Annotated in this window: 17 protein-coding genes; all 17 read right to left on the bottom strand. The window is 40.3% G+C overall.

Annotation, left to right across the window (positions count from 1 at the left end):
- Positions 1-3 precede the first annotated feature (3 nt).
- Entirely contained in the window at positions 4-771 is a 768-nt protein-coding gene (locus tag AAAT26_RS08865; protein ID WP_329881216.1) for a M48 family metallopeptidase, read from the bottom strand.
- A gap of 245 nt (positions 772-1,016) precedes the next feature.
- Positions 1,017-1,781 (bottom strand): DUF3969 family protein, encoded by a 765-nt coding sequence (locus tag AAAT26_RS08860; protein ID WP_039965274.1) that lies wholly within the window; start codon positions 1,779-1,781, stop codon positions 1,017-1,019.
- A gap of 137 nt (positions 1,782-1,918) precedes the next feature.
- The gene (locus tag AAAT26_RS08855; protein WP_287508238.1) at positions 1,919-2,791 is read right to left on the bottom strand and encodes a hypothetical protein; all 873 of its coding nucleotides are present in this window, start codon (positions 2,789-2,791) and stop codon (positions 1,919-1,921) included.
- 38 nt (positions 2,792-2,829) lie between these two features.
- On the bottom strand, positions 2,830-3,717 hold the full coding sequence (locus AAAT26_RS08850; protein WP_302682988.1) for an immunity protein YezG family protein: 888 nt from the start codon (positions 3,715-3,717) through the stop codon (positions 2,830-2,832).
- Between the two features lie 40 nt (positions 3,718-3,757).
- On the bottom strand, positions 3,758-4,138 hold the full coding sequence (locus tag AAAT26_RS08845) for a hypothetical protein (RefSeq protein ID WP_302682989.1): 381 nt from the start codon (positions 4,136-4,138) through the stop codon (positions 3,758-3,760).
- A gap of 223 nt (positions 4,139-4,361) precedes the next feature.
- On the bottom strand, positions 4,362-4,823 hold the full coding sequence (locus AAAT26_RS08840; RefSeq protein ID WP_288565861.1) for a helix-turn-helix domain-containing protein: 462 nt from the start codon (positions 4,821-4,823) through the stop codon (positions 4,362-4,364).
- Positions 4,824-4,869: 46 nt separating this feature from the next.
- Positions 4,870-6,174, bottom strand: coding sequence for a glutamate-1-semialdehyde 2,1-aminomutase (gene hemL, locus AAAT26_RS08835; protein ID WP_349209104.1), 1,305 nt, complete (start codon positions 6,172-6,174; stop codon positions 4,870-4,872).
- Between the two features lie 9 nt (positions 6,175-6,183).
- Complete coding sequence (gene hemB / locus AAAT26_RS08830) at positions 6,184-7,158, bottom strand: porphobilinogen synthase (protein WP_118091568.1); 975 nt, start codon at positions 7,156-7,158, stop codon at positions 6,184-6,186.
- 9 nt (positions 7,159-7,167) lie between these two features.
- A complete protein-coding gene (gene cobA, locus AAAT26_RS08825; protein WP_278451812.1) occupies positions 7,168-8,676 on the bottom strand; it encodes a uroporphyrinogen-III C-methyltransferase in 1,509 nt (502 codons plus the stop codon).
- Positions 8,673-9,611: a hydroxymethylbilane synthase gene (hemC, locus tag AAAT26_RS08820; protein ID WP_287501711.1), complete on the bottom strand. Its 939-nt coding sequence runs from the start codon at positions 9,609-9,611 to the stop codon at positions 8,673-8,675. The genes cobA and hemC overlap by 4 nt, the downstream gene beginning before the upstream one ends.
- 4 nt (positions 9,612-9,615) lie before the next feature.
- Entirely contained in the window at positions 9,616-10,887 is a 1,272-nt protein-coding gene (gene hemA, locus AAAT26_RS08815; protein ID WP_349209103.1) for a glutamyl-tRNA reductase, read from the bottom strand.
- Positions 10,856-11,503: a precorrin-2 dehydrogenase/sirohydrochlorin ferrochelatase family protein gene (locus AAAT26_RS08810; RefSeq protein ID WP_349209102.1), complete on the bottom strand. Its 648-nt coding sequence runs from the start codon at positions 11,501-11,503 to the stop codon at positions 10,856-10,858. Before AAAT26_RS08810 ends, hemA begins: the two co-directional genes overlap by 32 nt.
- 57 nt (positions 11,504-11,560) lie before the next feature.
- Positions 11,561-12,346, bottom strand: a complete 786-nt coding sequence (locus AAAT26_RS08805) for a YlmH family RNA-binding protein (protein WP_004695229.1) — start codon at positions 12,344-12,346, stop codon at positions 11,561-11,563.
- Positions 12,347-12,348: 2 nt separating this feature from the next.
- Complete coding sequence (gene proC, locus AAAT26_RS08800) at positions 12,349-13,143, bottom strand: pyrroline-5-carboxylate reductase (RefSeq protein WP_303766541.1); 795 nt, start codon at positions 13,141-13,143, stop codon at positions 12,349-12,351.
- A gap of 26 nt (positions 13,144-13,169) precedes the next feature.
- Positions 13,170-13,667: a cell division protein SepF gene (locus AAAT26_RS08795; protein WP_004695224.1), complete on the bottom strand. Its 498-nt coding sequence runs from the start codon at positions 13,665-13,667 to the stop codon at positions 13,170-13,172.
- 53 nt (positions 13,668-13,720) lie between these two features.
- Positions 13,721-14,407 (bottom strand): YggS family pyridoxal phosphate-dependent enzyme, encoded by a 687-nt coding sequence (locus tag AAAT26_RS08790; protein WP_349209101.1) that lies wholly within the window; start codon positions 14,405-14,407, stop codon positions 13,721-13,723.
- 178 nt (positions 14,408-14,585) lie between these two features.
- Entirely contained in the window at positions 14,586-15,440 is an 855-nt protein-coding gene (locus tag AAAT26_RS08785; RefSeq protein ID WP_316604159.1) for a purine nucleoside phosphorylase YfiH/LACC1 family protein, read from the bottom strand.
- Between the last annotated feature and the right edge of the window lie 5 nt (positions 15,441-15,445).

The raw sequence follows: 15,445 nt of genomic DNA, 5'->3' as shown, positions 1-15,445 counted from the left end.
CCTTTAAGGGCGATGAGCAAAATACACGTTCAATGACTTCTTACGAGCCTTCCAATCTGGCAAAAACTGTGCCACTAGATTGTGAAAGTTCTTGGAATGGTCTAAATATTTAAAATGGGCAAACTCATGAATCATAACGTACTCAATATACGCCTGTGGCCCCTCTAATAGTCGAGTATTCATCTTGATGAGCTGCTTTGTAGGCGTACAAGAGCCCCAACGACTCTTCATACGCTGCTGTTTTATGGTTGGCATAGGTACGTCAATACCTTGCTTGTGAAAGCGCTGATACACGACCTTTGCCCAATGGACAAAGACCTTCTCCCCTAAATTGCGCCAATAACTTTGCATTAATTTATGCTTCGCTTCAAAGGTCGTACCACGAGGTACCACCATGGTAAGAATGGCCTTCCCGTCAAAGCCGATATGAGGCTTTCCGTCCTGCTCAACTAGGCGCAAAGTAACGGGAATGCCGAGGATGGATAAGCTTTCACCATTCACATACTGTAGCGCCTCAACACGCTTGGCATTCAATGCATCAATCTTGTAACGAGCCCGCTCAATAAAGGGCATATTCTCGATGACAAACTTGTCCACCCTATAATCCGGCACATAGGCATTCGCCGACACATGGATCACACCATCCTTTGTAATGCGCATGTTCATGTTCTTCACACGCTTGATGGTTAACTCATATTCAATTCTGTCGCCATTATAGGTAATAGACCTAGTTGTTGAAGTATTCATACCTTTTATTTTATCATAAAACACTCATGAAAACGTAGAATTCTGGTAATTTTAATAGAACTACTTAGATTTTAATCAATACTGATTTTTATTAGTTTTCAATATAAAAATGACACCTATACCAGTCCCTTATGAAAGGTATAGATGTCATTAAAATAAGCTTATAACATTTAACACTAAATATTATTTAAGGATAGAAGTTAATAAAGGTTAATCCCAAAATTAAAAGTAATCATAAGTATAGAACCAACTTAATAATCTTTTAGAATCTATAATCCCAAGTCTATAAACTTCCCTAAAACTTTAATTTGCCAGAACATCCCTCTAGTAGCTTTTAAATCAATGTCTGTTTTTAACTTATCAAAACTCACATCATAAAATGGTAATAATACCTGTAATGATGCTAATTTTGCTTTCATAGTAATTAATTCTTTACTTAATTGCCCGGATATATTAGTATCAACTATCTCCTGTAAATTGGAAATACATGCTTGAAAATCTTCATTCTGAATACGTTCACACGTATATATTTCAGACAAATAGGTCTGTTTAATACAACTTAAGATTGATTCAGAAATGAATTCAGGTTTTTGTAAGACTTCATACAATCCTAACAAAAACAACGCCCAAAATATCTCCTCTACATAATCGGTAAAGAAATAGATACCGAACTTCTTTTCATCATGTGTAGAAATCTTTAACGCTTCAGATAAAGTATTACCCTCTAACTCCCGTTCTATTAAAGCAATCCAACTACTGCATTCAATATCATCTAACATATCATTTAATGGTGGTATAGGAATCCTACGAGCCATCCACTCATCAACATCCTCTAAACTCATCCCATCTCCAATAATATTTAACAATTTATCGGACAGATGTGCTTTTCTACACATTAATCGAATTAACATACTAAATATGTAATATTCTAGAATGGTCAAATCAATATAATTTCGTCTATATGCCTTAACAGCACCCAATATAAAGACCATTAAAAATGTATCTAAGCTTTTTTTATTTTTAAAATAAATCATAATTATACCTCTACCCACTATATTATTTTAGCTTTTGATTTACTGGTTTATCATTAACCCTTTTTATTTATAGTAATAAATAATATATATTCTTTAGCCAGACTCCCCAACTAAGTATGAATACATTGAAAAGTTAATCACTCTAAATAGTTTTCTAACCCCATTTTATGTTCTGGTTTTAAGCTCATACTCTCTCGTGCAGTGACTAACTTAACAAATAATTCTTCTATAACCTCCTTATCCTCTTTACTAAATTGACTATAATGATCTATAGCTATAATTTTATCTTTCAATTGTTTATCATGATTTCGTTCTTTGATTAATTCATTAATAATAAACTCTTTTGATTTACTAGAAATCGTCTCATTAAGAAAATTATAATTTAATAAGTTATTAGAATAGTACTTCCATACAGTACCTGTTTCTAAATCTATCTTTGTAATACTACCAAAATCAACATTATAAAATATATTGTTAGAAATTTTATACGTATCAATTTTCGATAATTTAGATCCTGTAGCTAAATTATAAATCCCACGGGTTTCGTAAGAGAAAAAGAATGGAAATCTAATTATATTGCCTTCCTCTATAGGAATTCTTTGCCTAAAATCAGCATAAAATTTGCTTTTCCAAACCTCCTGTTCCGCATCAGAGAAACGACTAAATTCCGGATATACATTAGTAATGTCATCTATTCTAATTTCATTAGGTGGCTCTTTATGTAATATAAATACATGTTCGTTATTTAATTCATTATATACACCAATACCATTTGTAGTTATATAATATATTTTCCCTCGTACTTCATCAAAACCAAGAACATTAGAAGCAATTATATTAGTTGGCTCTTTGTAATATATTATACCTCCCCTCAGATCCAAATAGTGGATAAATGGGTGCATAAAGTTTGTAGCAAAGAAAAGCCAACCGCCAAAAATAATACCTACTACTATTAAACAAGAAAGAAGTATTCTCTCAAGCCATTTTTTTGAGTTTTTTCCTATCTGCATGAAAGCTCATCCAATCAATTCCATCAACGAACTTAAAATCATTTATCTTCATAAGTTAGCTCTAAAGATACCTCACCATTAGAGGTTAATGTATATACTAAACCAGAGAATGGGTTTTGATTATAGAATTTAAAAGTCTCAATTATCGCTAAAACTTCATTCTTTAAATCATACATAACCTCCGAAATAATAGCCGGCTCTTCATCATTATTTTCTATATACTTTGTAATACATGAATCATCCTCAGTTTTATAAACTAAAAGCTCTACAGAGAGATTATCAATATTCATATCAAAGTGTAATTTAGCACGATGCCAATTTAAAGGCGTTAATTTGTATATACTTTTGGCCACTTTATTATAATGTTTCTCAAGTTCTGATTCTAAGCTTTTATGCTTTAACTTAAACGCCTTATCAATAGCAGTATAATTTTTTGCTAATACACGAGACTCCATATCTTCCAATAATAAAACACCTCGTGGACCTTTTAGCATTTTTTTATATACATCCGGATCAAATTCATCTTTATTTTCCAAAACACCAAAGTTTTTATATACCCACTTATATCTATTTTGGAGCCAGTAATCGTCAGTTACAAAATCATTATGGAATTCACAATGTGGCTCATAATCATCGTGTGAAATATACATTGTCCCCCACGTCCATTGCTCTGTAGAGGCTTCATGTAGTAATCGTACATACGTTAAAATCTCACTAGTCCCAGCTTTTATAGATTTTATTTTTTCATCACTGCAATTATATAGCAAATCTCCATAACTAATGATTGAACCAGCCGGGGTTTTTACATAATAACAAGCCGAACTCATACCTGATTCTGTACATTCAAAAAACAAATAAATCTTATACCAATATTTAGGCGTACACTCCACCAATATATCTCTTATTTTATTAATATATGTATTCATAGTAGTTCCTATTAATCTTCACTTTTCCAATTAAATTTATTTAAATCTTGATGAAATTAAATACAAACATACATGTTAATAAAAATAACATTGGCAATGTAGAATAAAAATCTTTTTTAGCTTTTTTATTGAGCATTACTTTCACGTCAGGTGATAAACTACAATCCAATTCAATAGCAGGAACTCTTAACCACATTTCTAATAAAAACAGAATTACAGATATCAATTCTAATAAAAACCGCACTAGTCTAGAATATCCTGCAAAAATAATATATAAGAAAATTATCACACCTAAAAGCAGCTCTGAAATTAACAAAGATTTTGAGCGTTTAATTTTAATATGCTGTAATGTGAAGTATGGATTTTTAATAAAATACAGACAAAATAAAAATACTAAAAATCCTGCAAATACTACTATCATAACTTTCTCCTATAAGACTAGTAAATATTTATTCCTCTTCTATAATTCAATTATATGTTAAACTAACGTATACCACCAACGAATATTTTGTTATATACGGCAAAAAAAGCACCATCTATCGAGGGACGACTTATGTGTCGGTTAGCTCCCCAAATAGATGGTGCTTTTGTTTTAAATTGTGCAAGTTAAGGAATGCCCTCAATCTACAAGGTAGTATATTAAACTACTTTAGATTCCGTCGTGCCGCTAAACTACCCGCACTGTTAGCTAGTCCAGCCCGATTGATATGAGGGTTCCCATGTTTGTACGTTTTTGGCTTGCTATCTTTATCTTCTACCTTTGATTTCTCAAATTTAGTAAATAGATTATCGAGCTCGCGCAAGAGCGCACGTTTTTGCGAGTCTTTCAACTCGAATACTTCACCTTTATAGGCAATGTATTTATTTTTTAATACAGGACTGAGATCATAGATGGGCTCGTGTTCTTCTCCATTTACATCCAACAGCTCATCCAAGGTCAATCCATAATAGCGAGACAGGGCACAGAGTGTATCTAAATCTGGTTCGCGATACCCTGTTTCGTAATTTGAAAGTGCCGCATTACTGATACCTACGGCCTTTGCTACTTCGATTTGGCTTTTGCCCATGCGCACGCGAGCACGCTTTAAGTTCTTGTAAAACTGCATGTTCATCACCTGTATCGATACATAAACAACTACAAACTATAACTTCTTATAATAATGTATCACTGATTTTTTTGAAAGCTTCATCAGCAACGGCTAATGTGCGTTCCACTTCACTGCTCTTATGGCAGATAGATACGAAATTACTTTCATAAGGGCTTGGCGCATAGTAGATACCATGGCTCAAATTATGGTGGAAGAACATTTTGAATTGTTCTTCATTGCAAGCTGAAGCATCATCAAAGTTCTTAACTGGTTTGTCAGTAAAGAAGATGGTGAACATAGAGCCTACTCGTTGCACAACAACAGGCACATTGTATTGTGCCGCCAATCTTTCAAGGCCTTCGCAAAGGGCAATCGTCGTATCTTCTACTTGTTTAAACACCGTTGGATCCCGTTGCAGAATGGAAAGTGTTGCCAAACCAGAAGTAACAGCAATAGGGTTACCACTCAATGTACCAGCTTGGTAAATAGGACCAGCTGGAGCAATTTGGTTCATAATCTCACGAGAGCCACCGAATACAGCAAGTGGCATGCCGCCACCAACGATTTTACCAAGGCATGTAAGGTCCGGTTTGATATTGTAACGTTTTTGAGCCCCACCGCTGCTAGCACGGAAGCCACACATGACTTCGTCAAAAATCAGTATAGCACCGTGAGCCTTAGTTACTTCACGCAAGGTTTCGAGGAAACCTGGTTCTGGAGGCACACAACCCATGTTACCAGCTACAGGTTCAACGATGATTGCCGCAATAGTATCGCCCATATCGTCGAATAATTTACGAACCGCATCAGAGTCATTGTATGGCAATGTTATGGTATTTTCTGCTACGCCTTGTGGAACCCCAGGGCTATCTGGTACACCAAAGGTAGCAAGGCCAGAGCCAGCTTTTACCAAGAGAGCATCGCTATGACCATGGTAACAGCCTACAAATTTCACGATGCGATCACGACCAGTATAGCCACGAGCAACGCGCAAGGCACTCATGGTAGCCTCTGTACCAGAGTTTACGAGGCGGATAACCTCCATGGATGGCATGAAGGCTTGTATCTTTTTAGCCAATTCTGTTTCTAGTAATGTAGGCGCACCATAGCTAGTACCGCGAGGAATAGCCTCTTGTAGGCTCGCGATAACCTCTGGGTTCGCATGGCCCAAGATCATAGGGCCCCAGCTCAATACATAGTCGATGTATTCGTTATTATCGATGTCATAAATACGGCTACCACTGGCACTGCTAATAAACGGAGGGTTGGATCCTACGCTGCGATAGGAACGAACAGGACTATTTACGCCGCCAGGCATATAACGTTTAGCCTCGTTAAAGGCCTTTTCAGATTTACCGAGTTGGAACATAGTTCCTCCTTATTGTTGTAACCATTTAGCAATATCTAAGGCATGGTACGTAATGATGATTTTAGCACCAGCGCGCTTCATGGAAAGCATTGTTTCCATAACGAGGCGTTCTTCGTCGATAAGACCAGCCGCTGCAGCGGATTTAACCATCGCATATTCGCCAGATACATTGTATACCGCAACCGGCAATTCATAGCGGTCACGCGTTTCACGAACGATGTCCAAGTAGGACAAGGCCGGTTTAATCATGATAATATCCGCACCTTCAGCGATATCAAGTTCGATTTCTCTGAAAGCTTCCAATCGATTGGCTGGATCCATTTGATAAGATTTACGGTCACCAAATTTTGGCGCAGAATTAACAGCACCGCGGAACGGACCATAGTAAGCAGATGCGTATTTTGCCGCATAGCTCATGATGGATACATTGGTATAGCCTGCCGCATCAAGGGCTTCACGAATGGCACCTACACGGCCGTCCATCATGTCGGATGGAGCCACCATATGTGCACCTGCTTCCGCTTGGCTTACCGCAACTTTACAAAGTAATGGTAATGTTTCGTCGTTCAAGATTTCATGGTCATCAATCATGCCACAATGCCCTGTTGTAGTATATTGACACAAGCATACATCAGCTACAACCAATAGGTTTGGTACAGCTGTACGGATGGCTTTGATGGCTTGTTGTACTGGTTGGGACATATCCCACGCAGAGGAACCTTGCTCATCCTTGTATGTAGGAATACCGAAGATTTCTACGCCAAGAATACCAAGATTATATACCTCTTGGGCTACTTTCACAGCCTCATCAACAGACAAGTGATATTGACCTGGCAATGTGTCGATTTCCTTTTTGATACCTTCACCAGGCACGATAAATAATGGATAAATCAAATCAGTTACGTCGAGTGTCGTTTCGCGTACCAAATCTCGCATTTCTGGATTGATACGCAAGCGGCGAGGACGGTATGTTAAATCGTACATGTAATCCTCCTAAATGTCTTTTACAATAGCGTTTACTAAGCCATCAGTTGTATATACATCACTAATGATAGCCGGTTTAAGACCTGCACTCATAGCCGTAGCAGCCGTAATTGGACCGATGCAAGCCACTTTAGTATTGCCTAATAGCTCTAGTGCATTGTCGCCCAATAATTGGATTGTATTTGTTACAGTGGAAGAACTTGTAAAGGTAATATAATCTACTGTGCCTTCTGTTAACGCTGTTACTAATGCTTCTTGTTGAGATGTATCTTGTGTTGTTTCGTATAAACGCAAAATATCTACATCCATATTGCGATGACGCAAGCAGCGTGGAATCACATCGCGTGCTACCTTTGGTTGAATCAATAATACGGAATCCCCTGCATTGAGTTCTTCTTCAAGAGCCTCTACAGCAGATTCTGCCTTGTAATCTACAGGAATGATATCTGGTACGATGCCATATTTATGGAGTTCACGAGCCGTAGCACAGCCGATAGCCGCTACTTTAGAATTGCCTAAAGCACGTGTATCTTTGCCTTCTTTATATAGAGCATCGAAGAAGTAGCGAACCCCTTCACCAGATGTGAATACGATGCATTGGTATTGTTTTGTATTATTGATGATACGTTTATCTTCCTCAAACAATTCCAATGGAGATGTTTTAATTGCTGCTGCTTCCACTACATTAGCGCCTTGAGCCGCTAATTTTTCGCGGAATGCACTTGCTTGGGAGCGAGCGCGTGTGACCACAACAGTTTTGCCAAATAAAGGTTTATTATCGAACCATTGTAATTTTTCACGAAGGTTGACTACATCACCTACTACGATGATAGCTGGTGCTTTCAATTTAGCCTTTGCTACATCTTCAACGACATGTTCAAGGGTGGAAACCAATACCTCTTGTACTGTTTTTGTTCCCCACCGAACAAGTGCTACAGGTGTAGAGGCTGCTCGCCCATGAGCCATCAACTTTTCTGCAATGACAGGCAAGTTGCCAACGCCCATTACAAAGCAAAGTGTATCTACCGCCGTAGCAAGGCCTTCCCAATGAATGCCAGATACTGCTTTTGTAGGATCCTCATGACCTGTTACAACCGCAAAGGATGTAGCCATAGCGCGTTGTGTTACAGGAATACCCGCATAAGCAGGCGCTGCGATAGGAGATGTTACGCCTGGCACGAATTCAAATGGTACACCGGCTTCACCAAGAGCCATCGCTTCTTCACCGCCACGACCAAATACGAGCGGATCCCCGCCTTTTAAACGCGCTACAATTTTGCCTTCTTTACCCTTTTGTACTAAAAGCTCATTGATTTCCCATTGATGCATTGTGTGATCTTTACATTGCTTACCAGCATAAATCAATTCAGCATCTGGACGTGCCCATTCTAACAGATGAGCATCTGCTAAATAATCATATACAATTACATCTGCCTTTTCGATGCATTCACGACCTTTTACAGTGATAAGTTTAACATCGCCAGGGCCCGCACCAATTAGATATACCATACCTGTCATTTTATAATTCCTTCCTCTATGAGAGCATCCACAATGCGTTTGCCCCCTTCTTCGTATAAAGCTTTTGCAAGGTTTTTTCCAAGGATTTCTCCCTTTTTAGCAGGGCCAGAGATTTCCCCTTCGTACACAGTTTTTCCATCGAGGGATGCAATCATGGCTTTCAAGGTTAATTGCCCTTTATTGATAGTACCATGCACGCCCATTGGCACTTGGCAACCACCGTTTAGTTGACGCAAGAAACTGCGTTCCCCTTCAACGGCATAGCGCGTTGCTTCATCGTTGATAGGAGCCAACATATCAAGCATCTCCGCATCGTCGGCGCGACACTCAATAGCGAGCGCCCCTTGTCCAACGGCAGGAATCATTTCATCAGCCTTGAAGACTTGTGTAATTTGGTCTTCTAAACCCAATCGTTTAAGCCCTGCTTGAGCCAAGATAACACCATCTAGCTTTTCCGTTTCAATCTTGCTCAAACGAGTCTGTACATTACCGCGAATAACCTCTACCTTAAGATCAGGACGAGCATGCAATAACTGCGCTTGACGGCGCAAGCTACTGGTACCAACGCGAGCCCCTTGTGGCAATTTGTCTAATGTTTTATACACGGGACTCACCAGTGCATCATAAGGTACTTCACGAGCGGAAATAGCACCAAGAGTAAGTCCTTCTGGCAACTCTGTAGGCATGTCCTTTAAGCTATGTACGGCGATATCGATATTGCCTTTATGCATAGCCTCTTCTAATTCAGCGGTAAATAAACCTTTACCACCAACTTGAGCTAGTGGTTTCTCTAGGATACGGTCACCCTTTGTATTAAAGTGAACTAGCTCTACCGTAATATTTGGGTACAGACGTTGTAATTCTGCACTAATATGTTCAGCCTGCCATAGGGCAAGGGCACTTTTTCGCGTGCCGATTCGAATATGATCTCTCATGGCATTAGCCTTCTTTCTCAAGATTAAACATATCTTTGAATAAGTCCCAGTACAAGCCTTCTTCCTCTGTACCAGCAATTTCGTTGAAGTGAATCATCGGTTCACGCAACATTTTGCGAATAATCATGCGACTCATCGAGTCCATAACACGGCGCTCTTTATCGGAAATATCTGGCAATTTAGCTAATGCGCGATGTAACTCACGACGGCGAATCCGCTCTGCCTTTTCTGTGAGCAATGCCATCATAGGACGCACTGTTAAATAGCTCAATTTATCCAACAACTCTTCAATAGCATCATGAATAATAGGTTCTGCCCGACGAGCTTCCTCTTCGCGCTGCGCCTTATTTTCTTCTACTACACTTTCAAGAGAATCAATATTAAATAGGTAAATACCGTCCAAGTCTGCCACCGCAGGATCGATATCGCGAGGCACCGCTATATCGATCATAACGATAGGTTCACCTTTACGAAGAGTCGTAATTTTCTTGGCTTCTCGTTCCGTAATAATATAATGTGGCGCCCCTGTAGATGTGATAAGAATATCCGCATCTTTAGCATAGTCTACAAAGTTATCGAGCTTAACAGCTTTACCATTAAAGCGTTCCGCTAACATTTCAGCCTTAGCAAAGGTTCTATTAGATACGAAAATCGTTTTTACACCCTTCGCTTGTAAATGTGTAGCCGTTAGCTCACTCATGGTGCCAGCGCCTAAAATAAGAACAGTCGCTTCAGATAATGGCTTATCTAAGCTATCCTCTGCAAGATTGACCGCCGTATAACTAACAGATACAGGCGTATTAGCAATGCCCGTATTGGTGCGCACCTTTTTACCAACGCTAATAGCACGTTGGAATAAAATATTAAATATTGTGCCCGTACAGCCTGCGCTATAAGCCTGAATATAGGCTCCTTTTAATTGGCTCAAGATTTGACCTTCCCCCAACACAAGGGAATCAAGGCTAGCAGACACACGGAATAGATGTTCAATACAATCTCGCTCTTCGTAGAAGAAGAATGCATCTGCATCGATATGATCTGCTCCTTTTAAATCTTTTAACACTGCCAACATGTAATCCTTCGGGAATTCTACACCTTCTAAAGCAGCATAAATTTCCGTTCTATTACAGGTGGATAATATAACGCATTCTGAGATACAGTCAAATTCATAGAGGCGGTTTAGTGCGGCAACTACCTCGTCTTTATCAAACGAGAAACGTTCACGCACCTCTACAGCGGCACTTCTATGATTTAGACCTAATACCACTAATTGCATGGTTAAGTTTCTCCTCTATAATCATCCACTCTCCCTTGAGAATGGCTTCAAATGTTTCTACCGTCAGATTGTCTCGCCAAAATTTCTGTCGAGCCTCTGGCGTAGGAAGCAGTAACTTTACTTCTTCTCTAAATATTTTAAGTCTAGGCATAGCCTTTTGCAACTGACCATAACGATTCATCATATCTTGTCGTACGAGACGATTAATACGAGGGCCTACATTGTTAGCGCTAATAGCAATATGAAGATCGCCAAGCTCAAGGGATGACGGCACAGTAAAGATGCACGCGCTCGGGTCATCACTGCGGTTGGTCCACACGCGATGCTTTTTACCAAGTGCATACAACGAATCGTTCAATTTATGATTATCTGTGCAGATAAAGAGCAAACTGCTCGTTATGATGAATTGTTCATCATCACTGGTGAAAGCACGGTCCCACCATGTGATGCGCTTGTCCTTTGCCCATTGACTAATCATATCTGTTACAACAGGAGCGATAACGACAATGTTACAAGGCTCATCAATAAAGAGCCGCATCCGTCGTTCTGCTACTTCTCCGCCGCCTACGAATAGGATTATATCTTCAGTTGTAGGTTGAAATGTTATGGATACCATGGCTGTCCTACTATATATAAAAAAATCGGCTTGATGGTCAAGCCGATTTTCAACTGCCTACATAAATCGTTTCAGGTATACGCCGATACGCCCTTTACGAGAGGTACCTGTAATAGCTTCTACCTTCATTCGGCCACGACCACGCATGGATATGACATCCCCTTCTTTAACTTCTTGGGATGCCCCCTTAGCTGGTTGCCAGTTTACTTGTAATAAGCCCGCATTGATAGCACTCACTAGTTTAGTACGCGATACACTAAATCCAGAGCTCGCTACCGCATCTAAGCGCAAAGAAGCAACTGTAGTGCGGACTTCTTTAATTTTTTCTTCTTTTGGTGCAATATCCGATAACTCAATAGCCTCTACAGATACGGAAACCATAGCAATTTTCGTAAAGTTTTGAATTACGAAATCAGCCACGCTTTCATCCACCATAATCTGAGCGCCCCCTTGTTGGACGATAACGTCCCCAAATTTGGAGCGATCAATGCCTAGGCCCATTAAGGAGCCAAGCACATCGCGATGAGTGAGCAATCGGAACCGAGGGTCCCAATTCACCTTAAGGGCGCGAATGCCCATGTCCACAGTACCGTTAAAGTCGCTGTCTACGAAAGCGATACGAATGCGTTCCGCCCCTTCATAGCCACCATCAGTTTTAACTGTTAACTGTGGGTAATTAGCCTTGATAGCATCTGCAATAACAAGGCCTGCAGGGCTCGTAAAGTCCGCCACACGATAGGGACGACCTTTTACAACCTGCTCAGCCAAATCTAGCATGCGACGAGCTTCCTCGCCACTGCCACTGGCCTCGAAATATCGTATTAATTTACTAGTATCTGCCAAAATTATTTCCCCAACTCATTCGACCGAGCAAGACATGCTACTACGCCATCTTGGAGAGCACTGCGAAGTCCACCTTTTTCCATAGCACCAATACCCGCAATGGTAGTGCCACCAGGGCTTGTCACTTGATCTCGTAGTACCGCTGGATGATTGCCACTTTCAAGAGCCATCTTACCAGCGCCGTACATTGTTTGAGCCGCCGCCTTTATCGCCAATTGACGTGGTAAACCAATGCGAACGCCCGCATCAGCTAAAGCATCAAGGATGACAAACATATAGCCAGGGCCCGCACCGGATAACGCCCCTAAGCGATCTAAATCGGCTTCACTCACTACTGCTACCTCGCCTACAGCCGCAAACAAGGCTTGTACAGCACGACCTAGGTCCGTATTCACATCATCCCCGGCGAGTGCCGTCATGCCAGCACCGATAGAAGCCGGTGTATTTGGCATAGCTCTAAACCAGTTAGCTTGTGGAATCGCCGCGTCAAGAGTATCTAAGGTTATACCAGCGGCAACGGAAATCATAACAGTCCCATAAGGCACTTCTTTCAACGACTCTAATACAGATGGTAACACTTGTGGTTTTACAGCCAATAGAATAGTGTTGTACTCGTTTACATTAGGCAATGTAGTAAAACCTACTACACCAAGCTCCTCTGTAAGAGCCTTACATTGTTCTTCGCGACGCACTAGAATGTGTGTATCACATGCTTTCAAAATACCATGCTGTAATGCACCGCGCAATAGAGCGCCCCCCATTGAGCCAACGCCTATACATAGGGTTTTACCTAACATAGTTATCACCACCATTTATAGAGAGATTATTTATTTTCCCAAGAGTATTCGTTTTGCTCAGTTGTGTTGCTTTCATTGTCATTATAATCAATGGAAATATTTACAGGTACACACATGAAAATGTCTTTACCTACTTTTTCCAATTTGCCATCCAATGCATAGGTCGCACCAGATACGAAATCTACAATACGAGCTGCTTCATGAGGGTCTGTATTTTCAAAATTAATCAATACAGGACGCATGTCGCGCAATTGATGTGTAATATTTTCAGAGTCTTCAAATACTTTTGGTTCAATTACAACTACTTTCATAGCTGTTGGACGTTGTGTCATCGTAGATTGGCCTCCTACCTTGCGTGGATGAAATTCAGATGCGCCGGACACGGGAGCCGCTGTTGCTACTGGGGTAGGTTCAGCTTCGTATTCCTCTTCATCTTCGTATTCGTAATCATCATATTCATAGTCATCATCAGTTCTGCCTAAGAATAAGTTTTTTGCTTTGTCTAAATAATCTCCCAATGCCATTTGGATTTCCTCCTAATACAATTAACGCTTCCGATTATCAGGTAACCCGAACCTTAATAATATACATGTTCCCCAAAAATTGCTGTGCCTACACGAACGATGTTAGCCCCTTCTTCCAAAGCGACCTCAAAGTCATGAGTCATCCCCATAGATAAATATTGAATCTGCCCTTCTTCAAAGTAGCGTTTCATATCCTCAAACAAGGCATTCGCTACGCGAAAGATTGGACGAGCTTCCTGTGGATCATCGAAAAATGGCGCCATACACATCAAGCCCCTTACGCGTACATGAGGCAATGTTTTTGCATAATCTCGTATTTCTGGAAACTCTTCGATGGTCATTCCCGTTTTAGAAGCTTCGCGGGCCACATTGACTTGCAGTAATACATCTTGTATTTTATCGTGCTTTGCAGCAACCTTTTCGATTTCATCTAATAATTTACGGCTATCCACAGAATGAATTAAATCAAACATAGGAACCGCTTGGCGCACCTTATTGACCTGTAAATGACCAATCAAATGCCATGTTAATTGTGGCCCCTTATAGGTTAGCTGTTTTTCTTTGGCCTCTTGTACTCGATTTTCTCCTACATGAGTGACACCGAGCCGTGCGACCTCTTCCACAGCCGACACAGGGTGGTTCTTTGTAACCGCCACTAATAATGCTGTATCTACGCGACCAACACGCGCCATAGCATCGGCCATGCGCTGCTGTATAGCGTGTAGGGATTCTTCAATCACGTGAATGCCCCCTTCAATCTATATATCATAATCATCAAATATATTTGTATAGACTATTTTATTATATAGTATTTAAGGTCAAATGTACATGATTTAAGGCTTATCCCTTCCACAAATCCAAGCATGTATATATATATAAAATATCATACTTTATTATGATTCCTGTGAAAGCCGAATTTTATCGGTCTTGTAACATCGCAAATAAGGCCATGCGACCTGTTAGGCCTGCCTCTCGACGATAGGAATAACAGTCTACTTCACTTACACTATCGGTACCACCAATCGTGATATGCTCTGAAGGAACTCCATTTACAACGAGATCCTCACCAATAAAGTTCCATAAATTGATATAAGCCTTATCTAATTTATCACCAGGATAATTGACAACATCAGATGCATCTCTGTCTGTCATATCTCTCCATGCTAATTCAAAGCGTTTACCTAGTTCTATATCTACTTCAAAGGACTCTGGGCCAATACTAGGCCCAAGATATATATAGCAATCTTTGAACTCGGTCCCATAAGCCTCTTTCATGGCCTCAATAGTAAGTACTGGTAAGCGGCCAATGGCACCACGCCAACCTGCATGCGCCGTAGCAATCGCATGATGTTTAGCATCGTAAATACCTACGCCAACGCAGTCTGCTGTGAACAGAAATAATGGCACATGCGGTAGATTTGTAAATACCGCATCACAATCATCGATGGCCGTATCTTCTCCAAAAGCACCTGCCCCAACAAGGTCTTCTGTGATTTCTACAGCCTTTAAACCATGGACTTGATTGCCACAAGAAATACGATTTGGTTCAACACCTAAATATTTCGCAACAATAGCTCGATTTTCTCGTACGCTTTGAGCTTCATCCCCTACATGAAACGCTAGGTTTAATGATTCATAAGGAACTTTAGATACACCACCATGACGATAGGTATCGCCCATAACAATGGGAAATCGATCAACCCAGCTTGGCGCCTCATAAGACCATGTTCCATGAGGGCCTTTCACATCTATACGTTTTACAGATTGATTCATCTGTT

Source organism: Veillonella parvula (genome assembly GCF_040094895.1).
In the GTDB taxonomy this organism is placed as follows: Bacteria; Bacillota; Negativicutes; order Veillonellales; family Veillonellaceae; genus Veillonella; species Veillonella parvula_L.
The sequence above is the reverse complement of the archived record's forward strand: the minus strand, read 5'-3'. Positions and strand labels throughout refer to the sequence as shown.